This window comes from Sphingobacterium sp. lm-10 (assembly GCF_023554555.1).
Taxonomy (GTDB): domain Bacteria; phylum Bacteroidota; class Bacteroidia; order Sphingobacteriales; family Sphingobacteriaceae; genus Sphingobacterium.
The window spans coordinates 858,028-883,827 of sequence record NZ_JAMJWC010000002.1; the positions used below are offsets into that span (position 1 = coordinate 858,028).

The following is a 25,800-nucleotide window of genomic DNA, read 5'->3' on the forward strand; positions in this document are numbered from 1 at the left end:
ACGAAAAATATTACTTTCTACGTGTAGTATGCGTCAAAAAGTACGATTGATAAGAAGTGAGAAAATGTTTGGAGAAGTAAGCGCCTTGTTATGCTATTATGCTTGCGCCGAGAGAAAGGGAAATAAAAAATGGGTAAGCTACCTTTATCGCACCGCTCAACCATTTACCCTTGCTTTGTTCCCAACCTGGGGGAGTCAACAGGAGCTGGTCGTAAAGGACTTACCCACGGCAAAAGTAGGAAAAAAATGATAGCAATGAAATAAAAATTGCGCTTTGGAGCTAGCAGGTTGATTTACAGTTAGAAAATTACCAACTCTTTACCGAAGATTATCTGCTGAGGCAGCGATATACTTTTCCTGGTAGAGAAAGTAACACATCATTCATTTCCATTTCTAGCAGTATGATAGCCAATTTGCTCTGCGGCCAGTCCAGATGAATAGCAATATCATCTACAGTTGCTTGCTCCCTTTGTTGCAAATACACAAATACTTTCTGTTCGTCCTTACTTAGCGTAGGAGGAAGAATAGAAAGCTGAGGAGTAATATTCTTCTTGCCTACGTTTTCCCAATTCATCAGGTAACGAAGATCATCGGCCTGCCGGATAAGGTGAGCTCGATTTGTTTTGATGAGATAATTACATCCTTCCGAATACGTTTGATGGATGGAGCCTGGAAAGGCACAAACATCCCGGTTATAACTGTTGGCCATTTCTGCAGTGATCAATGCACCGCCTTTTATGCCCGCTTCTACTACGATGGTCACATCGGCTAATCCGGCGATAAGACGGTTTCGCATCGGGAAATGAGGCCTGTCAGGCTTGGTTCCAGAGGGAAATTCAGTCAGCAAACCACCCTGATCCAGCATTGCCGCTGCCACCTCGCGATGTACCGAGGGGTAAATACGATCTAGTCCGTGCCCGACTACGCCAAGAGTGGAAAGCTGGTTTTGCATAGCAGCACGGTGTGCTATGACATCAATACCATAGGCAAGTCCGCTTACAATGAGTGGATTAAAATCGGATAATTCACAAATTAGATCTTCACAGAGTCTTTTTCCATAAGCTGTAGCATTTCGTGTGCCTACAATACTTACGATGTATTGGTTGTTTAGATCTGCGCTACCCTTATAATACAAGAGTGGTGGTGCATCATCGCAGGTTTGCAAACGGTGTGGATAGTTGCGGTCTTCTATCCATAACGGCTGTATATGGTGTCGTTCGACAAAAATACATTCTTGCTCTGCTTGGCGCATGAAGCCTTGCGCGCGGATCGTTTTTGCTATTGCCGAACCTATGCCAATTGCGCCGATCAAATCCTGCACAGATGCGCTAAAAATTTCCTCTACACTGCCTATATGCTGTAAGAGGTTTTTAGCAAGACGCGGACCAACTCCGGGGATCATACCTAGAGCAATTTTGTGTAATAGACTCATGTGTTTAATTATAGAGATAAATATACTATTTTTAAAGAAATATTTGTCGTAATCTCTCGATACGCGATGACTGCTTGATTTATCTTATCTTTGATTATTCAAAAACAACAGGAATAGAGATGAACACACCAGAACCTTTCGACATTGAGATTAACGGAGTCGATTACTCCGTATTTCCGGACGAAAAAGATACATACACGATATTTAAAGATGGCAAAGAGTATGTTCAAATAATAAGGGATACAGAGACTGCTTGGCTGAAACTACATCCGGAGACGGGCTTGCCACTATTTGGCATGGATGAAGAGGTACTGCTAATTGGTCGGGAGATCAATGCACAAGAAGCGTAATCCAAAAGCTCTTTAAACGAAACTGCGATGTTGCGTAGTCTGTTTTTTCTTTGCTTCCTAGCTATTTTGTCAAGCCCTAAACGGACTATGGCAAGCGACAAGTTTTGCGGACAACCAACTTCAGACACCATTCCTTTACATCGCGATACCATCGGTATTGAAGCGGTAAACATCAATCGCGCAGTGCTCACACCGGAGGAAAAATACGAACGGAATAAAAGAGAATTCAGAAGCGTTTACTTCAATGGCGATAATAAGAATATTATCACTGCTATCGGTATAATTCCACCGGGAATTGCACTCAATATCAACAAGCTTTATAATCATTTTGCCAAGAGCGGAAAGGAAGCGCGGCGTTTTCAGAAGGTGTTGGAGGATGATTTTAAATTGGATAAGGTTGACCAAACTTGGTATCCGCTAACGCAAAAGCTAACCAAGTTGGATGGGCAGCAATTGGAGGATTTTCGACGTTATTATCATCCTGATTTCGAATGGTGGGCAGCGGCTGAAGAATATGAGCAGCTTGACTATGTCTTTAAGCGCTTGAAAAATTTCCAAGATTCTTCCGCGCATATTCGATCCTACTTGGCGTTGCCGAAGCGATAGCCAAGTAGGATCGCCCTTTTACATTGGAATGTATAACACGTATTTCGTTTCAAAGAATTCTTCTTTGAAGTAATCTGTCAGAGAAATCAAATCGGAAGTAACTTTTGCCTCCTTAATTTCCTCACGAAGATCACCACCCTTCAAATACAATATTCCGTTAGGAATACCATTTTTATCTTTTGCTTCTATCTTATTCCGTACCCAAGGAAGGAAATCTTTCAGGCGCGTAACCGCTCTGGATACCACAAAGTCGTATTTATAATCTAGTTGTTCGGCACGAATATGGTCTGCCTCTACATTCGTCAAGCCTAAGGCTTCGGCTACCTCGCGTACTACTTTTATTTTCTTTCCGATAGAATCAACCAGATGAAACTGTACTTGAGGAAACAAGATCGCTAAAGGGATACCTGGAAAACCACCGCCAGTGCCTACATCTAAAATACGGGTACCGGCAGCGAGCTCACGTACGTATGCAGCGATGCCCAAGGAGTGCAGTACATGTTTAAGATAAAGAGAATCCATATCTTTCCGGGAGATAACATTAATCTGTTCATTCCAGAAGGGATATAATTCTGCCAATTGAGCAAATTGCTTTTTTTGTAATTCGCTTAGATGCGGAAAATAGGTGAAGATAATTTCTACGGAAGGATTCATATTATTTCCAGGATATTTGTTTTCTGTTTCTATTAAATAAGCCGTTCAGGCAAATGAAAAAGTAAAAGAGTAGATCTAGTAAGGGCAACCAAAGTAACAAATCGGGCACGGCAAGTTTGCGAAAAGAGTAGCTGTATATACTGTACTGCGCAATCAAACGAAGTACGTACAGTCCAACAGGTATGTACCAAAGTTGGGGCAATAAAACTATGGACAATGCCAATGAAACATAGAAGAGTATGGCAGACAGCAGCTGTGTGGCTAGCATCCACTTGTGCCGGGTCTTGTACATGACCGACGCTCCTGCATGTCGCGCCTTTTGTTTGTAATAGCTTTTCCAGGTAAGCTTAGGCACCGAATACATATGGGTATTAGGCGATATCGCAATTCCCGTATTCAGCGAGTTACTATTCTGATTAACGAAAAGATCGTCATCTCCCGATTTGATGTGCATGTGCGCATTAAAACCCTTGCCTTTGTAAAACAGTGCTTTGGTATACGCCAAATTTCTCCCAACACCCATATAAGGATCACCCTTTAGCGCATAAGAGAGGTAAGTCATGGCCGTATGCGTCGTCTCAAATCGAATTAGTTTATTTAGCAAACCGCTATGTTTGAAATAGGGAGAATAACCCAAGATGATTTCTTTGCCTTCGGCAAAAGGAGCGACTGTCTCGCGCAACCATTGATCAGACGCGGGTTCGCAGTCTGCGTCTGTAAATACGAGATGCGCGTGTTTCGCGGCTTTAATACCAATGGTTAAGGTGAATTTTTTGGTGTGCTTGAGGCGAATGTGTTCGCCGATGTCGATGACCTTCAGGTGCGTATGCTGGGCGGCAAGATCGCGCAGTAGCCAGGGTGTTTCGTCGTCCGAGCAGTCATTCACCACAACCACCTCGAACTCCGGATAATCTTGTTGCAGAATAAGTGGCAAGAATGTTTTAAGATTTTCTTGTTCGTTATATGCGCTGATGATGATGGAGACTGGCGGCATCTCTTCACCGACGGTTGGTTCCGGTGAGCGGTACCTGGCAAGCTTACCATATACAAAAAGGATATAATATACCTGAATACTAAAAAATATCCCTAAAGATAGGAATGCGGCATAAGGCCAATAGGTATAGATCGCTTCGGTCGGAAAAAACATAAGATGCAAAGATAATGCTATTTACTGCCGGATGACATCTATCCGTAAGAAAAGTTTGCTTAATAGCTATTGTGCGGGTAAACCAAGTGCCCGAAACCTTGTCTAAGCATAAAAAGTGCTATATTAGATCGCTTCAAAAACACACAACTCATGACAAATAAAAACTTGCTATTATTATTGGTAACAATATCTGTTCTAATTTCTGCCTGCGGCTCCTTGAACCCTGCTAAGCAGGTAGATATGCTAAAGAGCTACAATTATGATGTAGAATCTGTGACCGGTCTTACGATTGCGGGTCGTGCAGCAGACGGCCTATTACAAGGTAACGGTACTTCGTTAAACATGAACGCATTGCCTGGTTTGGCGATGGGTATTTTGCGCAAAGATCTGCCTCTGGCGGCTGTGGTGAATATGAAGGTCAGTAACCCAACCACCAATGTGACAGGCATTAATGCCTTTAAATATTTGATAGAAATCAAAGGAAAGCCATTCTTTGAAGGAACCGTTGATCGCGTAATACGCTTGAACCAAGGAGAAAGCGCTGTCGTACCACTTACTTTTAACGCTAACTTATTTGGTGTAGTTGATGAAAATCGAGGTATCGAAGGTTTACTGTCTGATTTACTTACCCGTGAAGGTCAAGGTGCTGTAGTACTAAAAATTAAACCATCTATCTCTCTCGGAGGAAGCAATATTTTCTATCCTGGTTATATTACTATCGATAACGATTTATTAAAAAGCATAAGCAAGCGCTAACGCTTCGGTTACATGCGAGGGGCTCATTTTTCCCCGCTGTTAATAATTCTTAAGATTGCTGTGGCAACCCGGTTTTCTGCCGAAAATAATCGTAGTTTTGCACTCGTTTAGAGGGAATAGATGAAATTTACGCTTCAAGCACAAGATAAACTTTCCAAGGCACGCGCCGGAGAGATGGAGACCGCACACGGTACGATACAGACACCTATATTTATGCCAGTCGGCACAGCTGCTACGGTAAAAGCCGTGCACATGCACGAATTGGTAAACGATATACAAGCTCAGATTATTTTAGGCAATACCTATCACTTGTACTTACGTCCGGGTTTGGACGTGTTGCAAAAAGCGGGTGGGTTGCATAAATTCAATAATTGGAAAGGTCCAATTTTGACCGACTCCGGTGGCTATCAGGTATATTCTTTAACGGAGGTGCGTAAGATCAAGGAGGAAGGAGTTACTTTTCGCTCTCACATCGATGGATCTAAGCATCTTTTTACACCAGAGAACGTGATGGATACGCAACGAATTATTGGTGCAGATATCATTATGGCATTCGATGAGTGTACACCTTATCCCTGTGATTACAACTACGCGCGCCGCTCATTGGATATGACGCACCGCTGGCTGAAACGCTGTTGTGATCGCTTTGACTCCACCACGCCATTGTATGGCTATGATCAAACACTATTTCCCATTGTACAGGGATCCGTTTATAAGGACTTGCGCGAAAAATCGGCGGAGGTGATTGCTTCGTTTGAAAGAGAAGGCAATGCAATAGGTGGTTTATCCGTCGGGGAGCCAGCGCATGAGATGTATGCGATGACGGAGGTGGTGACCAAAATATTACCAGAACATAAACCAAGGTATTTAATGGGTGTAGGTACCCCCGTCAATATTTTGGAAAATATTGCCTTAGGGATCGATATGTTTGACTGCGTGATGCCGACACGTAATGCCCGTAATGGTATGCTGTTTACCAAAGAGGGTATTATTAATATCAAAAATAAGAAATGGGCAGACGATTTTAGTCCGATCGAAGCCAATAGTGATTTATTAGTAGATCAGATTCATAGTAAAGCCTATTTACGCCATTTGATTCGTTCACAGGAAATACTGGGGGCGCAAATTGCTTCACTACACAACTTGCATTTCTACTTATGGTTAGTGACACAAGCGCGCGAAAAAATCATAGAAGGTACCTTCTATGATTGGAAAGAGAAAATGGTGAAGATTTTAGACCAACGGTTGTAAAATACAGATGAAAATTATCGATCGCTATATCATTGGGAAATACCTATCCACTTTTGTGTTTACGGTATGTATCTTCTGTTTGGTGATTGTTATTTTTGATTTTTCTGAGAAGGTCGACGATTTTAATAAAAACCGTGCGTCTATGGCACAGGTTTTTACACTGTACTACGCAATAGGGAGTGTGCCCTTCTTCATTAACATGCTAACCCCGTTGCTGAATTTCATCGCGGTGATATTCTTTACCTCGAAGATGGCCGATCAGACAGAGATCGTACCTATCTTGAGTGGCGGGATGAGTTTTTATCGGCTGCTTCGGCCGTATATGATCTGCGCGGGGATTATCTGTTCGCTCGTACTGCTTTCCAACCTTTACATCATTCCATTTACTAACAAAGTAAAGGTTGATTTCGAAAATGTATATGTAAAGCCGCATAAGGTGAGCACAACCTCGACGTCCACGCATATGCAATTGGATTCGAATACCTATGTGTATATGGGAACCTTCGAAACCAAGACCGGAGTTGGCTATAATTTTACGATAGAAAAATTCGATGGCGATATATTAACCGAGAAGTTGATGGCAGACCGCATAACCTGGGATTCTGTTGCCAGCAAATGGTCGATCCACAATTATACCGTTCGTTATATAGATGGTCTTCGGGAACGCATGGTCGATGGAGAGCAACGAGATACCACATTGGATATGCGTCCTAAAGATTTTGAGATTTACGAGAATGTATTTACAACGATGAGCCAGTCGGACCTCAATGAACGTATCCAAAAGGAAGAGACGCGAGGTACGGGGATGATGAATGAGCTGCTATTAGAAAAGTACAAGCGTTTTATCAATCCGTTTTCGGCGTTTATTCTAACCCTTATTGGCGTATCTCTTTCGTCCAAGAAGGTGCGAGGCGGTATTGGCGTTAGCTTAGGGGTAGGTATTGGTTTAAGTTGTATTTACGTCGTTCTGGAAAGATTCTCTACTATGTTTTCCGTAAAAGGAGGGCTAGATCCGCTGATCTCTGTCCTTATTCCTAACGTGCTGTTCCTCGTCTTGAGTATTTATCTAATGTTCAAGGCTCCTAAATAATCTTTTCTTTTTTATTCAATTTATGGCTAAGTCTGGCGCTAGTCGCAATGTGCTGATCCTACACCTTACGGTGTTAATCTGGGGTTTTACAGGGGTGTTGGGTGAGTTAATCTCGGTATCTGCCTTGCATTTGGTTTGGTATCGTGTATTAATCGCATCGATCGCGTTATGGATTTATTTCATGGTTTATCGGAAAAACTTTCGCGTATCTATTCCGCATATGTTACAGTTTCTAGGGGTTGGATTGGTAGTAGGCCTGCATTGGGTATTTTTTTTCCATTCTATTAAAATCTCTACGGTTTCCGTCACCCTGGTCAGCCTTTCGGCCGTGACCTTATTTACTGCCGTGCTCGAACCTTTGGCCAATCGGAAGCGGATCGAACTTTCGGATGTCTTGGTAGGGATGATGATTATTTTTGGAATTTACCTGATTTTCACGTTCGAATTTCAGTATTTCTGGGGAATTATCTTTGGCTTGCTCGCTGCTCTCAGCGCAAGTGTGTTTGGTATTTGCAATGCCCGGATGGTGAAAATCACCAACCCCACCATCATCACTTTTTATGAAATGATTGGTGCGGTGATCGGTGTAAGCATCCTATTAGGGTTTACAGGAGGCTTTGACGCTCAAATGTGGCTCAGTCAATCGGATCTACTCTACCTCATATTGCTTGGCGTAGGATGTACAGCGATAGCCTATGTGCTCGGTGTGTCGGTCATGCGGGAGCTGTCGGCATTTACGGTTGCTTTAACGACCAATCTGGAGCCCGTATATGGAATCTTGCTGGCATTAATAATTTTTGGTCAGAAGGAGACCATGAGTATAGGTTTTTATGCAGGCGCTGTCTTAATTATGATGGCGGTGTTTGTGTATCCTTATCTCAAAACCCGATGGACAGCGAAGCGGTTGGCGAGTAGGGTAGGATAGTATACCCGATAATCTGTTAATTATCCGTAACTTTGCCCTCCTTAAAAATATGTATATCTTTAGTGGGTATTGTGTAGAGCGATCCCCTAACAAAATAAAATAGTATGGCAAATATTGTTGCAATCGTTGGAAGGCCGAATGTCGGTAAATCTACTCTGTTTAATCGTCTGACGGAAAGTCGGAAAGCGATTGTGGATGATTTTAGTGGTGTTACGAGAGATCGGCATTACGAAGTCGCCGAATGGATCGGTAAAAAATTTACCGCCATTGATACCGGTGGCTTTGTGCACGGCTCGGACGATATCTTTGAAGAAGCGATCCGCGACCAGGTGCATATCGCGATCGAAGAAGCTACTGTGATTATTTTCATGGTGGACGTTACGACCGGTATCACCGACCTGGATGATGAGATTGCTGACTTGTTAAGAAGAAGTTCTAAACCAGTATACGTGGTAGCCAACAAAGTGGACCACGCAAAATTGCATCACGATTCAGCCGAGTTCTATGCATTCGGGCTTGGCGAGATTTATAACGTATCTGCTGCTACTGGATCAGGTACAGGCGAGCTGTTGGATGCGGTAGTTTCTCACTTTCCGGAAGAGGAAGAAGTAGAAGAGGATGAACTGCCAAAATTTACGATTGTCGGTAGACCCAACGTGGGTAAATCTTCGTTGACAAATGCTTTACTAGGTGTAGATCGTAATATCGTAACACCGATTGCGGGGACTACGCGCGATTCGATCAGAATTCACTACAACCAGTTTGGACATGAGTTTTTGATGATTGATACCGCTGGATTACGCCGTAAATCTAAGGTGAATGAAGATATTGAATTTTACTCGGTGATGCGTACCATCAAAGCCTTGGAAGACTCCGACGTGGTTATTTTGATGTTGGATGCTAATGATGGTATTGAGGCACAAGATATCAATATTTTTCACCTAGCGGAAAAGAATAAAAAAGGCGTTATGATTTTGGTCAATAAATGGGATACCATTGAGAAAGACCACAAAACCGCAGTAGAATTCAAACAACGCATTTTAGACAAGCTGGCTCCTTTTAGTGATGTGCCGGTATTGTTTACTTCGGTTACAGAGAAGCAACGTATCTTCAAAACAGTGGAAACTGCAATGGAAGTATACCAAAATAAGATCAGAAGAATTCCTACTTCCAAGCTGAATGAAGTGATGTTGGAAATTATTTCGCATTATCCGCCTCCGGCAACCAAAGGAAAATATATTAAGATTAAGTACATTACACAGTTGCCAGGCAGATCGCCCATGTTTGCTTTCTTCTGTAACTTACCGCAATACATCAAAGATCCTTACAAACGCTTTGTAGAAAACAAGCTGCGTGAGAATTTTGATTTCTCTGGTGTACCAATCCAGATTTTCTTTAGACAAAAATAACGAAGACTATCCCCACTTTATGTTACAGCATAATCTATCGCTCTATAATACGCTTACCCGTAAGAAAGAAAAGTTTGAGCCCATACATCCGAATTTGGTAGGGATGTATGTATGTGGCCCTACCGTATATGGTGATGTGCATTTAGGCAATTGCCGTACTTTTGTATCATTCGATTTGATCTTCCGGTACTTGTGTCACTTAGGTTACAAAGTGCGTTATGTACGCAACATCACCGATGCTGGGCATTTAGAGGGCGATAATGATGAGGGCGATGACAAGTTTGCGAAGAAAGCTAAGCTCGAGCAATTGGAACCGATGGAGATTGTACAGAAATACACCATAGGATTTCATGACGTGCTGCGCTTGTTCAATACACTTCCGCCAAGCATCGAACCTACTGCTACTGGCCACATCTCGGAACAAATTGAGATGGTGCAGCAGATCATCGACAATGGCTATGCATATGAGGTAAATGGTACGGTGTACTTTGATGTAGATCGCTATACCAAGGAGCACAATTATACCATTCTCACGAATCGTAACCTGGATGACCTGTTGAACAATACGCGGGAGCTTGGAGGGCAAGATGAGAAACGTAACCGGCTCGATTTTGCACTGTGGATCAAAGCCAAGCCAGAGCACATCATGCGTTGGCCTGCACCATGGAGCGTAGGATTTCCAGGTTGGCATATAGAATGTTCAGCGATGAGCCGCAAGTACTTAGGGGATCAGTTTGATATTCATGGCGGCGGTATGGATTTGGCGGCTACACACCATACCAATGAAATTGCTCAGTCTCAGGCTTGTAATCATACCACGCCATCCAAATACTGGATGCATACCAATATGCTCACCGTAAATGGCGCGCGGATGTCCAAATCTGCTGGTAACGGGTTTTTGCCAGGTCAGCTGTTTACAGGAAATCATCCGTTATTGCAACGCGGTTATTCTCCGATGGCGGTAAGATTCTTTATGCTGCAAGCGCATTATCGGAGCACCTTAGACTTTTCTAATGAAGCCTTGGATGCCGCTGATAAAGGTTTCAAAAGGCTATTGGCTGCAATAAACCTTTTAGATAAGATTACGCCCAGCAAAAAATCGACGATTCCTAGTTTGGACGAACTTCAGGAGCGCAGCTATGCCGCGCTGGATGATGATTTCAATAGCCCGGTATTAATCGCTGAACTGTTTGAAGTCGTTCGCATCATCAACTCTGTGTACGACGGTAAAATGACGATTTCGGAAGAGGATCATAGCAAACTAAAGTCCTATATCCAGGCATTTGTCTTCGACATACTGGGACTTAAAGACGATCAGTCGGGTACAGAAGATGGTAGCGCAGATGGCTTGATGCAATTGATCATTAAGATCCGTAACGAGGCTAAAACAAACAAAGATTTTGCCACATCGGATCGTATTCGTGATGAGTTGAACGCTCTGGGCATCCAATTGAAAGATAGTAAAGACGGCACACTTTGGAATAAAATTTGATATTAAGGAGCTGTTAATTAAATAGTATATGAAGTTTTTAAACGCAGCAGCGTTCTTAATAAGTCTGTTGATTACGGGTATTGCATACGGGCAATTGCCTAATAAGGTAGGTAGTCTCATTTCGGTAGACCGTAGCGCTGCAAACCTATCCAACAGGCAGAGTCCGCATGCTGGATTAGTGTCGATAGTAGATAAGGAATCCTCGTTTTTTGTGCCTTCATCTGTGAATGCACTCAATTATCTCAACAATCGCCCAAATCTTCCAGATGTATTGAGCTGGGAACCAAATTTTGCGTTAGTATCGCGAAGTATGGATTGGGGTGTCACTTCTGGACCATTACAATACCAACGTACTGGCGCTATTAAGCGCTATGGACAATATGTAACCATTTGGCGACGGGATAAAAAAGGTAATTGGCGGGTACACGTACGTGCTGAAGTAGAGAATTACGGTAAGCAAAAAGCGGCTGATTTGGAATACTTCGAACCAGACGATAAAGATTATTTGAAACACCGCTCCATGGTGCGCTTGAATCAACGTGAAGAGGTTGTTTTTCAGACCGACAAACTTTTTTCCCACGTTCTGAAAGCAGATACACGTACGGGATATGAAGAATTCCTGGCGGACGATGTTCGTTATTATTTTCCTTGGCAGCCAGAAATCATTGGTAGAAAAAATGTGATTTCGATGTTTACCAAAGAACGCATTGAAATCGATACCGAACCAGAACAGGTTGGTCGTGCCTATAGTGGTGAATTTGCGTATACCTCTGGCACAGCGACGGTAGGATTAAAAGATAAGGTAGTCAAATTCAATTATATCCGGGTTTGGCAATTAAAAAATGATTACCAGTGGAAGATCATCCTAGAGATGATGTTCGAAAGATAAGATAACATGGCGAAGACAAGAGTAGGATTTGGGTTTGATGTTCATCAGATGAAAGATCAACATCCTTTTTGGGTGGGTGGTGTGCAATTGGATCACCATGCGGGTGCATTTGGCCACTCCGATGCTGATGTATTGCTTCATGCTATTTGTGACGCTTTGCTGGGAGCAGCTAATCTGGAAGATATCGGGTATCATTTTCCGAATACGGACGATCAGTGGAAGGGCATTTCCAGTTTGGTATTACTAGAAAAATCCGTAAGCCTTATTCAGGAGAGGGGTTGGCGTATTGAGAATATCGATGCGATGTTGTGCTTGGAAGCACCCAAGATCAAACCCTATATCCCACAGATGAAGGAAGCGATTTCGCAGTACAGTGGTTTGCCGGTAGAAGATATCTCTATCAAAGCGACCACCAATGAAAAATTAGGCTTCATCGGGCGTGAAGAAGGGGTGGTGGCCTATGCTGTGTGTCTGATTCAGAAGGATTAACCAAACCATTACTATCAGTGGCTCTTAATCGATGGGCAGTTGTTGCCGGTTTTTTCGAAAGTGGAGTAAAGCAATCAAGGCTGCTATAAACACCAAAATAGTGCCTAAGTAAAACGGCGCCTCCGGTAGATAGATCTCCGCGTTTTTCTTTGTATAGTGCGAGAATAAGGAAGTCATTACGGGCGGACCAATAATAGCCGTCAGGCTGATGATACAGGCTAGACCACCTTGAATTTGTCCTTGCTCATTGTCGGGTACTTCATTGGAGACGGCACTCTGCAAAGCAGGTCCGCTTATTCCCCCAAATACATAAATAATCGAGATCGCAAAAAGCATCCACGAAGCATTTGCTAAGCCAAATAGGGGTAAAGAGATGCAGTATAGGATGATGCCACCGAAAATACTACCAGGTATACCTACGCGTGGAATGATCACCCGCAGCAAGCCCGCCTGAATAATGGTGAGTAAGATTCCAATAAATCCTAACGAGTAGCCTACCATTCTTTCTGTCCAAGCAAATTTTTCCATGGTGAAATAGGACCAGGTGCTTTGCACGGCGTGTGCTGCGACGTTGATTAGAAAGATACAGATGCTAAGTGGAATGATTCGAGGGTATCGCGCGATATGTTTGAAGGTACCGACTGGGTTGGCATTTCTCCAGGAGAAAGGACGGCGAAGTTCGGGTTTCAATGATTCAGGGACGACAAAATAGCCGTATACTAAATTGATAAAAGTCAATCCGGCGGCCGCGAAGAACGGTACCCGAGCACCGTAATGACCGAGAATCCCTCCCAGTACCGGACCGATAATAAAGCCCAGTCCAAAGGCGGCACCTATTAGTCCAAAGTTTTGCGCTTTCTTATCCGCAGGCGATACATCGGCAATGTAAGCGGCTGCTACCGTATGACTAGCGCCTGTGATACCAGCAACAAGACGGCCCATAAATAGCCAAAATATGCTGGGCGCAAAGCCTATCAGTACGTAGTTGATCGCAAAGCCCAATAGAGAGAAGAGCAGTACCGGTCGCCGACCATAACGATCACTCAGATTGCCCAATACAGCAGCAAATAGGAATTGCGTACAGGCGTAACAGAACGTTAACCATCCACCATAGCTCGAAGCTTGACTAATATCACCGTGGATTAGCTCCCGAATCAAGGCTGGCATGACTGGGATAATAATTCCTAAACCGGTAGAGTCCAACACCACAGTGATGAAGATAAAAATCAAGGTAGCGTTGGAATTCTTATGCATCGACACGAATGTAAAGAATTCCATGCAAATTAGTTTCTAATTCAATGCTTTGGAATAATAAATTACACGGGCTAGACGATGTGCAGCGGATCAGCCAAGTGACCGAATTGCTGTGTTGCAATTGCCTTCTGTAAAGAACTAGTTGCAAAGATCGTAGCCGGTATTTTTTTAATAAATTGCAGATACTAACACGATCAAAGTAACTATGAACAAATTTCCATTAATACCCCTATTTCTTTTGGTGTCGGGCGTATTCCAAAGTCAGGCACAAGAGAATCTCCCTTATCAAAAACCTCCGGCCGAAATCCTCGAATTGTTAGAAGCGAAAAATACTCCAGCTGTACAATTTAATCGAAAAGGTGATAAAATGCTTTTACTGGAGCGGCCAGATTTCATCACGATTGAAGAAGCTGCTCAGCCGATTATCGGACTGGCAGGTTTGCGAGTAAACCCCAGTAATTCTACTTCTATCGGAGGTCTTAGTTACGCAGGAATACAGCTGCAAGATTTGAAATCTAATACGGAGCACGACATTAGTGGTCTCCCGGCCAATCCACGTATCAGCAATCTGCAGTTTAATGCAGATGAAACCAAGCTGGCTTTCTTAAATGCTGCGGTGGATGGTGTTAGCGTGTGGGTGGTCGATTTAGGCACCTATCAAGCACAGCGCGTTGGCGATTTTCTGGTAAATGATATTATGGGTGCCAGCATGTTTTGGAAAGATAATGCATCACTTTATGTGCTTCGAATTCCAGAACGTGGTGCCGCCCCTGCAGCCAATGTCACACCTACCGGCCCGGTAGTGCAAGAAAACTTAGGAAAAGCTGCACCGTCGCGCACGTACCAGTACTTGTTGCGTAATGAAGCTGATATTCGCCTATTTGATTATTACCTTAATGCTCAATTGGCCGAAGTACAATTGGATGGTCGCGTGAAAGATATTGCCGCTCCTGCGGTGTATAGAAATGTGTCTAAATCCCCTGACGGAAAGTACTTAATGGCTACTACAATACAAAAACCTTATTCGTACCTGGTATCGGTAGGCTCGTTTCCCTATCAGGTGGATATATTGGATCAATCAGGTGCTGTTGTGAAAGCATTGTACACCGCGCCATTAGCGGAAAGTGTAGCACTGGGCTTTGACTCCACGGTACCGGGCTATCGGAACTTTGCGTGGAGGGCAGATCAGCCAGCAACGGTATATTGGGCGAATGCGCTGGATGAAGGTAACAGTCGTACTGAAGTGCCTTTCCGCGACGAAGTACTGCAGTTATCGGCACCCTTTAGCGGAACACCTGTACAATTTGCTAAAACCGCGTTGCGGTACAGCGGCATCACTTGGTTTGACAGCGATTATGCGGTACTATCAGAGCGTTGGCGAGCCAACCGTCGGATAAAAAATACGCTGATTTCCAGTAAGAACGGAGAGGAAGTCAAAGTCATTGAGGAGCGTTCGTCGGAAGATGCGTATGCAGATCCAGGTCGTTTTGTCCTCACAGACAATGATTTTCACCGCTCGGTAATCCTCACCGATAAAGGGAAGACACCAACTGTGTTCACTACTTCGGAGGGAGCATCGCCCGAAGGCGATCGCCCATTTTTATTAAAGTGGAATTTAATCAGTGGGCAGAAAGATACCTTATTTCGTTCGCAGGGCGAGTGGTACGAGAGTCCGGTTTCTTTTAAGAATGATGGCACTTTAATTATTTCCCGCGAATCGCAGACCGAAGTGCCCAATTATCAGCGCGTGGTTTTAAAGTCGCGTAAGATGACCCCAATTACGGAATTTAACAATCCTTATCCTTCATTTGATGGGGTACAAAAGCAACAGCTTTCGTATCCGCGTAACGACGGATTAAACCTGACTGGTACATTGTATTTACCAAAAGGGTATCAAAAATCGGACGGACCCTTGCCATTGCTGATGTGGGCTTACCCAAGAGAATTCAAAACTGCTGATGCAGCCGGGCAGGTAAAAGGCTCGCCTTACCGTTTCACCCGTATTTCTTGGGGCTCACCGATTTATTGGGTAAATAGAGGTTACGCTATTTTAGATAATGCCGATATGCCAATCGTAGGAGAAGGTTCGGCGGAGCCAAATGATACCTTTGTGCCGCAACTGCAAGCCAATGCCGAAGCGGCAATCAACTACCTTTCCGAAGCAGGTTATGTAGACCGCAAGCGCGTCGGTGTAGGCGGGCACTCGTATGGTGCCTTTATGACGGCAAATTTACTCGCGCATACCGATCTTTTCGCTGCGGGCTTGGCACGCAGTGGCGCGTACAACCGTACGTTCACGCCGTTTGGATTCCAGGCGGAGGAGCGTACCTATTGGCAAGCACCGGAGGTGTATAAAGTCATGTCTCCATTTAGCTATGCAGACAAGATCAAAACGCCGATTCTTTTCATCCATGGGATGGACGATGAAAATTCAGGTACCTTTCCCATCCAGTCCGAGCGTTTCTATAATGCGATCAAAGGACACGGCGGTACCACGCGTTTGGTATTTCTGCCAAAAGAATTTCACGGTTATCGTGCCAAAGAATCCATCATGCACACCCTGTGGGAGATGGATCAGTGGTTAGAGAAATATGTGAAGAATAAGAAATAACAGGTCATAAAAAACGTCCGCTACTCCAGCGGACGTTTTTATTATTTCGTATTGAGGTTCGTCATGGTTAGCTCAATGCCAATATTGACGAAGCTATGCACCATCTTTACGCTATGCTCGATCAGCGCAGGAAGGGTTTTGGACTCATCATTGTCAAACGGACCTAGTACATAATCGACTTGGCGACCTTTAGGGTAGTTGTCACTAATGCCGAATTTCAAACGTGGGTAATCCTGTCCGCCACATAGCTGTTCAATGGATTTGAGACCATTATGTCCGGCAGCACTGCCTTTTGGTTTGATCCGTAGCGAGCCGAACGGGATAGCGAGGTCATCCACAATCACCAGAATATTTTGTTTAGGAATTTTCAACGCATGCATCCAGTAATTGACGGCCTTGCCACTGAGGTTCATGAATGTGGTGGGCTTAATCACATACACATTATGTCCGCGTTGTCTGAATTCCGTGTAGTAAGCGTACTTTAATGTAGACCAAGTTGTACCGGCCTGATTGGCTAACTCATCGGCTACCATAAATCCAATATTATGTCGTGTGTCAGCGTATTCCCGTCCGATGTTTCCGAGACCGACGATAAGATAGTTCATGCGTTAAAATTATAAATAAACTCAGATTGTACTAAGATATGCAAAAAGACAAAAGGCATCGAATATCGATGCCTTTTGAAGTTTAGGATAAACTAAACTTATTTTTTTCCGCCTTTGATAGCTGCCTTAGCTGCTTCTTGCTCTGCTTGACGCAATGCACGAGACATAATTACAGATACGATAGTATCATCAGAATTGTTCAATACTTTCGCATCTTTCAATTCTACTTGTCTTACGCGGTAAGATTTACCTACTTCTAGACCGTCCATAGGAACTTCAATAGTCTGAGGAAGGTTGTTAGGCAACGCTTTAACGCGAAGGTTACGCAATTTCTGAACTAATTTACCACCCATTTTTACACCTGGAGAAGTTCCAGTCAATGTAACCGGGATGTTTACCGTTACTTCTTTATCATCAGATAATTCCAAGAAGTCTACGTGTCTTACTTGGTCTGTTAAAGGGTGGAATTGTGCGTCTTGAACGATCGCTCTTGTTTTTTTGCCTTCGATGTCTAATTCGATGAATACAACATCAGCCGTATAAAGAGCCGATTTCAAATCAGCTGCGGACACAGAAAGGTGCGTTTGCTCTTTACCTCCGTAAAGTACTGCTGGGATATTTCCCTCGTAACGCAATTCTTTTGCATCTCTTTTCCCTACGTTCTGTCTTACAGAACCGCTAATAGCAATTGATTTCATGTTTAATTTGTTAAAATTTGAGGTGCAAAGATATCTAATTATTTTATAATCTGCAAAGTAACGCAGTAAATCATGTAGATTATAAGCATCCATCGCTCATCAAAATAAAAAAGCGGTGCAAAAGATTCTTTTGCACCGCTTTAAAAATGGGTATGTAGCCGAAGCTTAAATATCAAACAACCCGGAAATAGATCCGTGTTCGTTTACATTTCTGATAGCGCCAGCAAATAGTTTGTCAGTAGACAGCACTTTGATCTTGTCGCACAAGTGCTTTTTGTCTTCGTGTAGTTGGATGGTGTCGGTTACGATCATTTCAGCTAATGCTGAATTTTGGATGGTTTCGTAAGCCTTGCCAGATAGTACTGCGTGAGTACATACCGCACGGACAGATTTTGCACCGTTCTCCATAATGAGTGCAGCAGCTTTTGATAATGTGCCCGCCGTATCGCAGATATCATCAATCAATACCACGTCTTGCCCTTTTACATCACCGATGATCGACATAGATTCGATCTCGTTAGCGCGCTTGCGTCGCTTATCACAGATAATTACCTCTGCATTGAAATATTTCGCAAAGGTACGGGCGCGGTAAGAGCCACCCATATCCGGTGAGGCAATGGTGAGGTTCGGTAAGTTCAGTGATTTAATGTAGGGAACGAAAATGATTGCACCATCTAGGTGATCTACTGGGATGTCAAAAAAGCCTTGAATCTGTGCAGCGTGTAAATCCATCGTCATAATACGATGTGCACCAGCAGCCGTGACTAGATTGGCCATCAACTTGGCGCCGATGGCAACGCGTGGTTTGTCTTTACGATCTTGACGTGCGTACCCAAAATAAGGCACTACAGCCGTGATGTAATGAGCAGAAGCACGTTTAGCAGCATCAATCATAAGAAGAAGTTCTACCAGATTGTCGTTAGGCTGATTGGTGGATTGGACGATAAATACGTCGCTACCACGTACAGATTCGTTGTAAAAGGGCTGTATCTCGCCATCGGAAAATTCGGAAACGGTTGCGTCTCCGAGAGGTTTACCGTAGCTTTTAGAAATTTTGTCGGCAAGTTCGAGCGATCCCGAACCAGCGAATAATTTTACGGTATTGAATTGCAAAGGCATGGTATAGTATGTTTTATCTGTCTTGCACTTGAAAGTTGTCGGGGGTCAAAGTTAGATAAATGTTTTTTAATAGTCACATAAAACTCGTAGGAAATGGCGGGAATAAATTGGTTTTAAAAAACAAAAAGTTGAGTTTTTTCAAACTCAACTTTTTGTTGCCCGACCTGGATTCGAACCAAGACAAACAGTACCAAAAACTGTCGTACTACCCTTATACTATCGGGCAAGCTAGTCATTTTAAAGGATGTGTTCCTTTGTTTGACGATGCAAATATAAAGCGCTTTTTGATTTATCCAAAATTATTCCTTCTAATTTTTTCTATCTACCTTGATTTCCAAATGAATAAATTTTTAGAATACTAGTCGCGTCGTATTGATCAGGGCTCCTCAGCCGCCAAACCGTTAAAAAATGCTATATAAATTCTTTTATAAAGGACTAATCCTTATTTTCGAAGCGAAAACGCAAAATAATCTCATCATAGGATATGAACTATAGTAAAATTAATAATTGGCTGGGTTGGTTATGTGCAGCCATAGCGACGCTTACCTATGTATTGACTGCTGAGCGCACGACGAGCTGGTGGGACACAGGCGAGTTTATCGCATCTGCTTACAAAATGCAGATTGTACACCAACCTGGAGCACCATTATTTTTAATGATTCAGAATATCTTCGGGAATTTAGCCATGGGTGACGTTACGCGCATTGCTTTTTGGATGAATTTTGGATCAGCGGTGTGTAGCGGACTCACCATCCTTTTTCTATTTTGGAGTATTACCGCGCTAGCCAAGAAAATATATACTCGCTCGTATCAGGATCAAGAAGTTTCAAAATTAGCGATGGTTCGTATTATGGGAGCAGGAGCGGTTGGTGCATTGGCCTATACCTTCTCGGATACGTTCTGGTTTTCTGCTGTGGAGTCGGAAGTATACGCCATGTCGTCTTTATGTACAGCAGTGGTATTTTGGGCAATTCTCAAATGGGAAGCAGTGGCAGACGAACCCGGCGCAGATCGTTGGTTGATCCTGATTGCTTACATTATGGGACTTTCCATCGCCGTCCATTTACTGAACCTATTGGTGATTCCTGCAATCGCTTTAGTTATCTATTTTAGAAGAACGCAACTTGTGACCACTAAGGGAGTGGTAAAAGCTTTGTCGATCGGCGTGTTGATTCTTGCATTTGTATTGTGGGGAGTTATCCAGTTTTCCATTAAGTTTGCCGCCTACTTTGACCTGTTTTTTGTAAACAGCCTTGGCCTAGGCTTTGGTACTGGTGCTGCGTTTTTTGCTATACTAGTTATAAGTTTATTGATCTACGGTATCTGGCATTCTGTAAAAGCAGCTAAGCCAATACTCAATATCGCCCTCGTGTCCTTAGGTTTTATCCTTTTTGGATATAGTTCATTTGCCATGATCGTGATTCGGGCAAAAGCAAATCCATCGCTTAATAACAGTGATCCAGATAATGCGTTTACTTTTTTAAGCTACCTGAACCGGGAACAATATGGTGATGAGCCGTTGCTGAAAGGAAAATACTTTGATGCTAAGCCAATAGACGTATTCGAAGCCGGTAAAGTATATCGTAGAGATGGTGATCGCTATGTTGTGGCACGCACCAAGACGAAATATAGTTACGATAGGGAAACGCTGTTTCCGCGTATCTATTCGGATCGGCATGCGCATGCTTACAGAGACTTTTTGGGGCTAGGCCCAGATGAGCAACCCACGATGGTGGATAATTTGAAGTTTTTCTTTGGATACCAGATCGGGCATATGTACAGTCGTTATTTTATGTGGAATTTTGTGGGTCGCCAAAATGATATACAAGGGCAGACCTCCTACACCGAGGGTAATTGGATCTCTGGAATCAAACCCATTGATAATATGCGTTTGGGAGGGCAGTATGACTTACCTACTTCCGAACTAGAAAACTCTGCACGTAATACTTATTTCTTTTTGCCATTAATTCTAGGGTTGATTGGAGCCATCTGGCATTTCAAATACAAACAACGCGATGCGGGAGTAGTCGGTTTATTGTTCTTTTTTACTGGCTTGGCTATTGTACTTTACCTCAATCAGTCGCCATTACAACCTCGGGAACGGGATTACGCCTATGCCGGCTCGTTTTATGCCTTCTGTATATGGATAGGTTTTGGCGTGATCGGTATTGCGGAATTTCTTTCAAAAAAAATAAATCCGAAAACAGCAGGCTATATTGCCCTTGGTGTTTCTTTAGTAGGGGCACCGGTACTATTGGTGAGCCAAAACTGGGATGATCACGATCGTTCAGAAAAATTCCTGGCGCGCGACATGGCTAAAAATTACTTAGAATCGTGTGCACCTAATGCGATTCTCTTTACCTACGGTGATAATGATACCTATCCACTTTGGTACCTGCAGGAGGTAGAAGGTTTCCGTACCGATATTCGGGTGGTTAACTTAAGCTTGTTGAGTTCAGATTGGTATATGAAGCAGATGATGTACCCAGTCAACGATGCAGCTGCCTTACCGATCAACATTGATCCTGATAAAGTAAAAGACGGCGTAAGAGACGTTATTTATTACCAAGACCATCAAATTCCGGAATATATCGATATTCAAAATATTTTGGCCATCATGCTTTCCGATAACCGCCAAAATATGGTGCCATTGCAAAATGGAGAATACGTGAATCTGTTGCCAACCAAAAAGATGCAACTACAGGTGGATCGGGATGCGGTATTAGCCAATAATGTCGTGCCTAAGAAATGGCAAGATGCAATCGTAGACACCATGCAATGGGATTACAGTATGGAATACGTGAGTCGTGCAGAACTCTCTATCCTTTCTATTCTGGAAAACAACAATTGGGAGCGTCCAATTTACTTTACGACCACCACGCCGGGCGATAATTACATCGGGCTGGATCGCTACTTGGTTTCGGAAGGCTTTGCCTTACGCCTGATGCCGGTTGCTTTATCCCAATCCGAAGACATGGGAGGACCTGTGTCCAATGCGGAGCAGGTGTACGACAATATCATGAATAAATATGCGTGGGGTAATATTGCCCACTCATCTTATCTGGATCCAGATTCTTATCGCTATATCAGTATGTATGCGGGTAGTATTTTTGGAGAGACTGCGCAAGATCTTATGCTTATGGGCGAAAAACAGAAAGCAAAAGATATCGTGAATAATGCCTATGCTAATCTGCCCAACAGGGTTTATTCAATGGGAGAAGTATTGAGTTACGTGCCCTTGGTAGATGTAATGTATCAAGTAGGAGAGTCGACAAAGGCTAATGAGATTGTAAAACGCAATCTAAAATATGTGCGGGAAAACCTACATTATTATATGGCGGTAGCCGAAACCAAACCTAATCTGGAATATAGAAACATGCGTTTCGGACTGGCGTCTATTCAACGTTATCAAAATCTATTGAAAACAGCCAATCAGAAAGAATTGCTTGCAGAAGCCGATAAATTATTCGAATCGTACAAATACTTGTACGGAGAGTAATCGTGTTTCCGATACAAAAAAGCCTGCTGGATAATTTTATCCAGCAGGCTTTTTTGTTTTTCTGCCCTAAAACTACTATCTATGGATAGAGATTAGCTATAATTGCTAAATTCAACTGAACTATATATGAAACAAGAAAATGCGATTTGGCTGATGAGTTCGGCATATGATACGTTAAATCAACAACAGTTGATCGAGAAAGCAGTTGATCTGGGCGTGCAGGGTATAGACCTCTGTGTATTCCGGACGGACAGTGATCGTACAGATCATACGGCGACGCATTTAGCCTATCAATCTTTTGATGCGGAGGATGCAGCGAAGCTAATCGAACTTTTCAATAAGAACGAATTAAGGATGTCGCTTGGTGCATTTGATAATATGATCGGAGGAGAAGCCAGTGAACGTATTAAGAATCAAAATCATCTGTTGCGCTTAATCCGTATTGCGCATTTGTTAGGAGGTGATGCTAATGACATCATCGTGGGTACATTCGTTGGTTATAACCATGAATTGGGTAGTATGGAAGACGGGTTTCAGCGAAATCTGGACGAGTACAAACGCGTATTTGCGCCTATCGTGAAATATGCGGAAGACTTAGGCGTTACTATCGCTTATGAAAACTGCCCGATGGAAGGATGGCGCTCAGCGCGGTATACGTCTACGTTCAATAATTTGTCTGGCGTACTAGCTGCGCGTAAATTAATGTATGCGCTAATAGATAGCCCAGCACATGGGGAGATCTACGATCCTTCGCACGATATATGGCAAAATACAAATCCAGTATCCGTTATTCAGCACACGGAAATCTCTCGCCTGAAACGCATACATGTTAAGACCACACGTAACCTGCATAACGCTGCAAGAATTCAGTGGGGGGGCATGTATCCCATGCAGCAGGTAGAAGCATCACTGGCTGAACGAGCGGGTGTTTCTATTCCTAAAAATGATTGGGATAGACACCATTACGAGGCGATGCTTCCTGGGTTTGGTGGGAGCGATCACATGGATTGGAATGCATTTACCACTACGTTAAAGGAACTAGGGTACGATGGTGTATATGAAATTGAGAACGAAGCCAAAAACTCCAAAGATACCGGCATAGGGGCAGCTGTCGACCAAGGAATCAAATCTTGTGTGAATTATCTGTCGCCGTTGTTATGGCCGCTGAGTGAAGAAGGATACGTACGTCCTGTACATGTACCCTTACAACAATTAACGGCCAAGAATGTGGCCGTAGTAGAGATGAAAGATTTAGCGTAGTTACTCTTCGTTTAATTTAAAAAGTTCAATGAGTTCTGGGATATTGTTGACGTTCAGCTTTTCGAAAACTCTGCTTTTATAGGTGGAGACTGTCGAAGAGCTGAGCTGCAACACATTGGAAACTTCCAGAATGCCTAAGCCATCAATAAGGTGTTTGGCAACGTCCATTTCACGATTAGAGAGCTTTAAAAGTGGGTTAATTTTTTCTACTTCAGTCTTGTTAGAAATCAGTTTCTGAATGTACAAGTTTCGCACTGTATCAGACATGTACTTACCTCGCTCTTGTACGCTTTGTATGGCGATCTTCAAGTCATCCATCGCTGTATTTTTATTCAGATACCCACAAGCTCCTTCCTGAATATAGCGTAGCGCATACAAGTGCTCGTCATAAGATGAGAATACCAATATCTTGAGTTCCGGCTGTATTTGCAGAATCTCTTTAATTACCCGAATATTATTACCACCAGGCATATTGATGTCCAATAGGAGTAAATCAAATGGTTGTTTGGTTATGTATTGATAGACTTCTTCATAAGTCTCTGCCTGCAATATGAGGGCATTTTTTATCAATCCTGAAATAATAACGGAGGCGCCCAGCCTCACGATACTATGGTCATCTGCAATCAATATATTTCTCATCTGGCGTAAGATCCAAGCAAACTGTAAATCACTGCAATTTAATGAAATCTTTATAAGATAAGCGGCTATTTATAAAATACTCGTGCTAAGGATAAAAAAACATAGCCATCCCATATTTTTTTCCTAGAGTGCTTTGTAATGTCAAAAATATATACAACTTTGTATCGATATAATTTATTTTTTGATCTAAATCATTCTAATCATGGGGATTTTAAAAGAGTTTAGAGAATTCGCATTACGTGGCAACGTCATCGACTTGGCGGTCGGTGTTGTCATTGGTGGCGCTTTCGGTAAAATTGTGACCTCACTTGTTGATGATATTATCATGCCTCCGATCGGATTTATTACTGGTGGCGTAGATTTTTCTCAGTTACGCTACATCATTCGGGAGGCGAATGAAGCGGAAGGTGTAGCTCAGGTGGCTATTACATACGGTAACTTCGTGAATGTGGTGATCCAGTTTATGATCATCGCCTTTTGTATATTTATGGTAATTAAAGGTCTCAATTCTTTGAAAAAGAAAGAGGAGATCAAAGAAGACAACGCTTTGCCAGTGCCTACTAAGGAAGAAGTGCTGCTTACAGAGATCCGTGATATCCTTAAAAACAAGTAGGGGATTGATTGCAGGAACAAAGATTATCCATCTATATTGGAAAAAAGTAAAGGATTAATTTGTATTATTTCGATTTAAGCTTTACTTTTGCATTCCTGTTTTAGAGGAACATAGGATTTAAATCGAAATAATTAAGCATATATAGAGCGTCATGAAAAGAACATTTCAGCCATCGCAGCGGAAAAGAAGAAACAAACATGGTTTCAAAGAGCGTATGAGTACAGCCAATGGCAAAAGAGTATTGGCATCTCGTAGAGCTAAAGGAAGAAAACGCCTTACTGTATCTGACGAGTACCGTCACAAAGGATAAGGGCTGTTGTAGCCGGTTTGTGTCCGTGCTTCGTGATCTTACTGATAGATTCTCCGGATGCAAATGAATACTTTTAAGAAAGAAGAACGATTGTGTAGCGTCAGACTTATTCAGAGTCTGTTTCACAGTGGTTCTTCTTTTGTTGTATATCCGTTTCGGGTGGTATGCCATTTCGAAGATCGAGATGTGGGCAGTGCTCAGGTGCTTATCTCTGTTTCCAAACGGCGATTTAAACTCGCTGTTACCAGAAATCGCATCAAAAGACGGATGAGAGAAGCATACCGATTGGAAAAAAGTGCTACGTTGTATCCTTTCGTAGAAAAGCGCAACTTGTATCTGGCATTTGCTCTCCAGTATATTGGTAGGCCCGAAGAAGCTACCGTATCGCTTCTACGAGAAAAGTTGATTACAGTGTTTAAAAAACTCCAACATGAGAGCGATCGCTTGGATCAGCACCTATCTGATTAAGATTCCGTTGCAGTTCGTCTTCATCGGCATCATTCGCTTTTATCAAATTTTCATCTCTCCTTTTCTGGGAGCCAATTGCAGATACACACCAACCTGTTCACAGTATGGTAAAGAAGCCATCTTAAAGTACGGCCCTTTTAAAGGCGGTTGGTTGGCTGCCAAACGGATTGCACGATGTCATCCTTGGGGAGGGCACGGACCGGATCCTGTGCCATAACTGTTCGATAAATTATT

The 25,800-nt window shown here is 43.0% G+C and carries 25 protein-coding genes, 1 tRNA gene and 1 other RNA gene; 17 read left to right on the forward strand and 10 right to left on the reverse strand.

Annotation, left to right across the window (positions count from 1 at the left end; translation table 11 throughout):
- Positions 1-128: 128 nt before the first annotated feature.
- An RNA gene (gene ffs, locus M8998_RS13825) (signal recognition particle sRNA small type) lies at positions 129-226 on the reverse strand.
- 102 nt (positions 227-328) lie between these two features.
- Complete coding sequence (gene dprA / locus M8998_RS13830; RefSeq protein WP_249993801.1) at positions 329-1,432, reverse strand: DNA-processing protein DprA; 1,104 nt, start codon at positions 1,430-1,432, stop codon at positions 329-331.
- 119 nt (positions 1,433-1,551) lie between these two features.
- On the opposite strand from dprA, the gene M8998_RS13835 reads away from it, so the two are divergent.
- Together M8998_RS13835 and M8998_RS13840 are read left to right on the forward strand one after the other, a co-directional pair.
- Positions 1,552-1,782 carry a hypothetical protein gene (locus M8998_RS13835; RefSeq protein WP_249993802.1) on the forward strand — a complete coding sequence of 77 codons (231 nt, stop codon included), beginning with the start codon at positions 1,552-1,554 and terminating at the stop codon, positions 1,780-1,782.
- An 87-nt stretch (positions 1,783-1,869) separates the two neighbouring features.
- Positions 1,870-2,388, forward strand: a complete 519-nt coding sequence (locus M8998_RS13840; RefSeq protein WP_249993804.1) for a hypothetical protein — start codon at positions 1,870-1,872, stop codon at positions 2,386-2,388.
- Between the two features lie 18 nt (positions 2,389-2,406).
- Here M8998_RS13840 and rsmG read toward each other — a convergent pair whose 3' ends face one another.
- Together rsmG and M8998_RS13850 are read right to left on the reverse strand one after the other, a co-directional pair.
- The gene (gene rsmG / locus M8998_RS13845) at positions 2,407-3,042 is read right to left on the reverse strand and encodes a 16S rRNA (guanine(527)-N(7))-methyltransferase RsmG (protein ID WP_249993805.1); all 636 of its coding nucleotides are present in this window, start codon (positions 3,040-3,042) and stop codon (positions 2,407-2,409) included.
- 1 nt (position 3,043) lies between these two features.
- A complete protein-coding gene (locus tag M8998_RS13850; RefSeq protein WP_249993806.1) occupies positions 3,044-4,189 on the reverse strand; it encodes a glycosyltransferase in 1,146 nt (381 codons plus the stop codon).
- A 150-nt stretch (positions 4,190-4,339) separates the two neighbouring features.
- Here M8998_RS13850 and M8998_RS13855 point away from each other — a divergent pair, with 150 nt between their 5' ends.
- The 8 genes from M8998_RS13855 (at position 4,340) to ispF (ending at position 12,490) form a co-directional block, all read left to right on the forward strand.
- Positions 4,340-4,945, forward strand: coding sequence for a hypothetical protein (locus M8998_RS13855; protein WP_249993807.1), 606 nt, complete (start codon positions 4,340-4,342; stop codon positions 4,943-4,945).
- Positions 4,946-5,065: 120 nt separating this feature from the next.
- The gene (gene tgt / locus M8998_RS13860) at positions 5,066-6,196 is read left to right on the forward strand and encodes a tRNA guanosine(34) transglycosylase Tgt (protein WP_249993809.1); all 1,131 of its coding nucleotides are present in this window, start codon (positions 5,066-5,068) and stop codon (positions 6,194-6,196) included.
- 7 nt (positions 6,197-6,203) lie between these two features.
- The gene (locus tag M8998_RS13865) at positions 6,204-7,286 is read left to right on the forward strand and encodes an LptF/LptG family permease (protein ID WP_249993810.1); all 1,083 of its coding nucleotides are present in this window, start codon (positions 6,204-6,206) and stop codon (positions 7,284-7,286) included.
- Between the two features lie 22 nt (positions 7,287-7,308).
- Positions 7,309-8,211 carry a DMT family transporter gene (locus tag M8998_RS13870; protein WP_249993811.1) on the forward strand — a complete coding sequence of 301 codons (903 nt, stop codon included), beginning with the start codon at positions 7,309-7,311 and terminating at the stop codon, positions 8,209-8,211.
- Positions 8,212-8,315: 104 nt separating this feature from the next.
- Positions 8,316-9,620 (forward strand): ribosome biogenesis GTPase Der, encoded by a 1,305-nt coding sequence (der, locus tag M8998_RS13875; protein ID WP_249993812.1) that lies wholly within the window; start codon positions 8,316-8,318, stop codon positions 9,618-9,620.
- 19 nt (positions 9,621-9,639) lie between these two features.
- Entirely contained in the window at positions 9,640-11,112 is a 1,473-nt protein-coding gene (cysS, locus tag M8998_RS13880) for a cysteine--tRNA ligase (protein ID WP_249993813.1), read from the forward strand.
- A gap of 28 nt (positions 11,113-11,140) precedes the next feature.
- Positions 11,141-12,001 (forward strand): YybH family protein, encoded by an 861-nt coding sequence (locus M8998_RS13885; RefSeq protein WP_249993814.1) that lies wholly within the window; start codon positions 11,141-11,143, stop codon positions 11,999-12,001.
- Between the two features lie 6 nt (positions 12,002-12,007).
- A complete protein-coding gene (gene ispF / locus M8998_RS13890) occupies positions 12,008-12,490 on the forward strand; it encodes a 2-C-methyl-D-erythritol 2,4-cyclodiphosphate synthase (RefSeq protein ID WP_249993816.1) in 483 nt (160 codons plus the stop codon).
- A 24-nt stretch (positions 12,491-12,514) separates the two neighbouring features.
- Here ispF and M8998_RS13895 read toward each other — a convergent pair whose 3' ends face one another.
- Positions 12,515-13,768 carry a TCR/Tet family MFS transporter gene (locus M8998_RS13895; RefSeq protein WP_249993817.1) on the reverse strand — a complete coding sequence of 418 codons (1,254 nt, stop codon included), beginning with the start codon at positions 13,766-13,768 and terminating at the stop codon, positions 12,515-12,517.
- Positions 13,769-13,949: 181 nt separating this feature from the next.
- On the opposite strand from M8998_RS13895, the gene M8998_RS13900 reads away from it, so the two are divergent.
- Complete coding sequence (locus M8998_RS13900; RefSeq protein WP_249993818.1) at positions 13,950-16,355, forward strand: alpha/beta hydrolase family protein; 2,406 nt, start codon at positions 13,950-13,952, stop codon at positions 16,353-16,355.
- A gap of 41 nt (positions 16,356-16,396) precedes the next feature.
- On the opposite strand, the gene pth is transcribed toward M8998_RS13900, so the two are convergent.
- The 4 genes from pth to M8998_RS13920 all read right to left on the reverse strand — a co-directional run bounded on the left by pth (position 16,397) and on the right by M8998_RS13920 (position 19,003).
- Positions 16,397-16,960, reverse strand: coding sequence for an aminoacyl-tRNA hydrolase (pth, locus tag M8998_RS13905; RefSeq protein ID WP_249993819.1), 564 nt, complete (start codon positions 16,958-16,960; stop codon positions 16,397-16,399).
- Positions 16,961-17,058: 98 nt separating this feature from the next.
- Entirely contained in the window at positions 17,059-17,658 is a 600-nt protein-coding gene (locus tag M8998_RS13910) for a 50S ribosomal protein L25/general stress protein Ctc (RefSeq protein ID WP_249993820.1), read from the reverse strand.
- Between the two features lie 165 nt (positions 17,659-17,823).
- Positions 17,824-18,777, reverse strand: a complete 954-nt coding sequence (locus M8998_RS13915; RefSeq protein ID WP_249993821.1) for a ribose-phosphate pyrophosphokinase — start codon at positions 18,775-18,777, stop codon at positions 17,824-17,826.
- Positions 18,778-18,932: 155 nt separating this feature from the next.
- Positions 18,933-19,003: transfer RNA gene (locus M8998_RS13920), tRNA-Gln, on the reverse strand.
- A 258-nt stretch (positions 19,004-19,261) separates the two neighbouring features.
- Between M8998_RS13920 and M8998_RS13925 the strand changes: the two genes are divergently transcribed.
- Positions 19,262-22,276 (forward strand): glycosyltransferase family 117 protein, encoded by a 3,015-nt coding sequence (locus M8998_RS13925; protein WP_249993822.1) that lies wholly within the window; start codon positions 19,262-19,264, stop codon positions 22,274-22,276.
- Positions 22,277-22,402: 126 nt separating this feature from the next.
- Positions 22,403-23,536, forward strand: a complete 1,134-nt coding sequence (locus M8998_RS13930; RefSeq protein ID WP_249993823.1) for a sugar phosphate isomerase/epimerase family protein — start codon at positions 22,403-22,405, stop codon at positions 23,534-23,536.
- Here M8998_RS13930 and M8998_RS13935 read toward each other — a convergent pair whose 3' ends face one another.
- On the reverse strand, positions 23,537-24,175 hold the full coding sequence (locus M8998_RS13935; protein WP_249993824.1) for a response regulator transcription factor: 639 nt from the start codon (positions 24,173-24,175) through the stop codon (positions 23,537-23,539). It abuts the gene before it with no gap.
- Between the two features lie 202 nt (positions 24,176-24,377).
- On the opposite strand from M8998_RS13935, the gene mscL reads away from it, so the two are divergent.
- The 4 genes from mscL to yidD all read left to right on the forward strand — a co-directional run bounded on the left by mscL (position 24,378) and on the right by yidD (position 25,783).
- Positions 24,378-24,788: a large-conductance mechanosensitive channel protein MscL gene (mscL, locus tag M8998_RS13940; protein WP_249993826.1), complete on the forward strand. Its 411-nt coding sequence runs from the start codon at positions 24,378-24,380 to the stop codon at positions 24,786-24,788.
- 151 nt (positions 24,789-24,939) lie between these two features.
- On the forward strand, positions 24,940-25,098 hold the full coding sequence (gene rpmH, locus M8998_RS13945; RefSeq protein WP_082784996.1) for a 50S ribosomal protein L34: 159 nt from the start codon (positions 24,940-24,942) through the stop codon (positions 25,096-25,098).
- A gap of 63 nt (positions 25,099-25,161) precedes the next feature.
- On the forward strand, positions 25,162-25,566 hold the full coding sequence (locus M8998_RS13950) for a ribonuclease P protein component (protein WP_249993828.1): 405 nt from the start codon (positions 25,162-25,164) through the stop codon (positions 25,564-25,566).
- Positions 25,529-25,783, forward strand: coding sequence for a membrane protein insertion efficiency factor YidD (gene yidD, locus M8998_RS13955; RefSeq protein ID WP_249993830.1), 255 nt, complete (start codon positions 25,529-25,531; stop codon positions 25,781-25,783). Before M8998_RS13950 ends, yidD begins: the two co-directional genes overlap by 38 nt.
- Positions 25,784-25,800 lie beyond the last annotated feature (17 nt).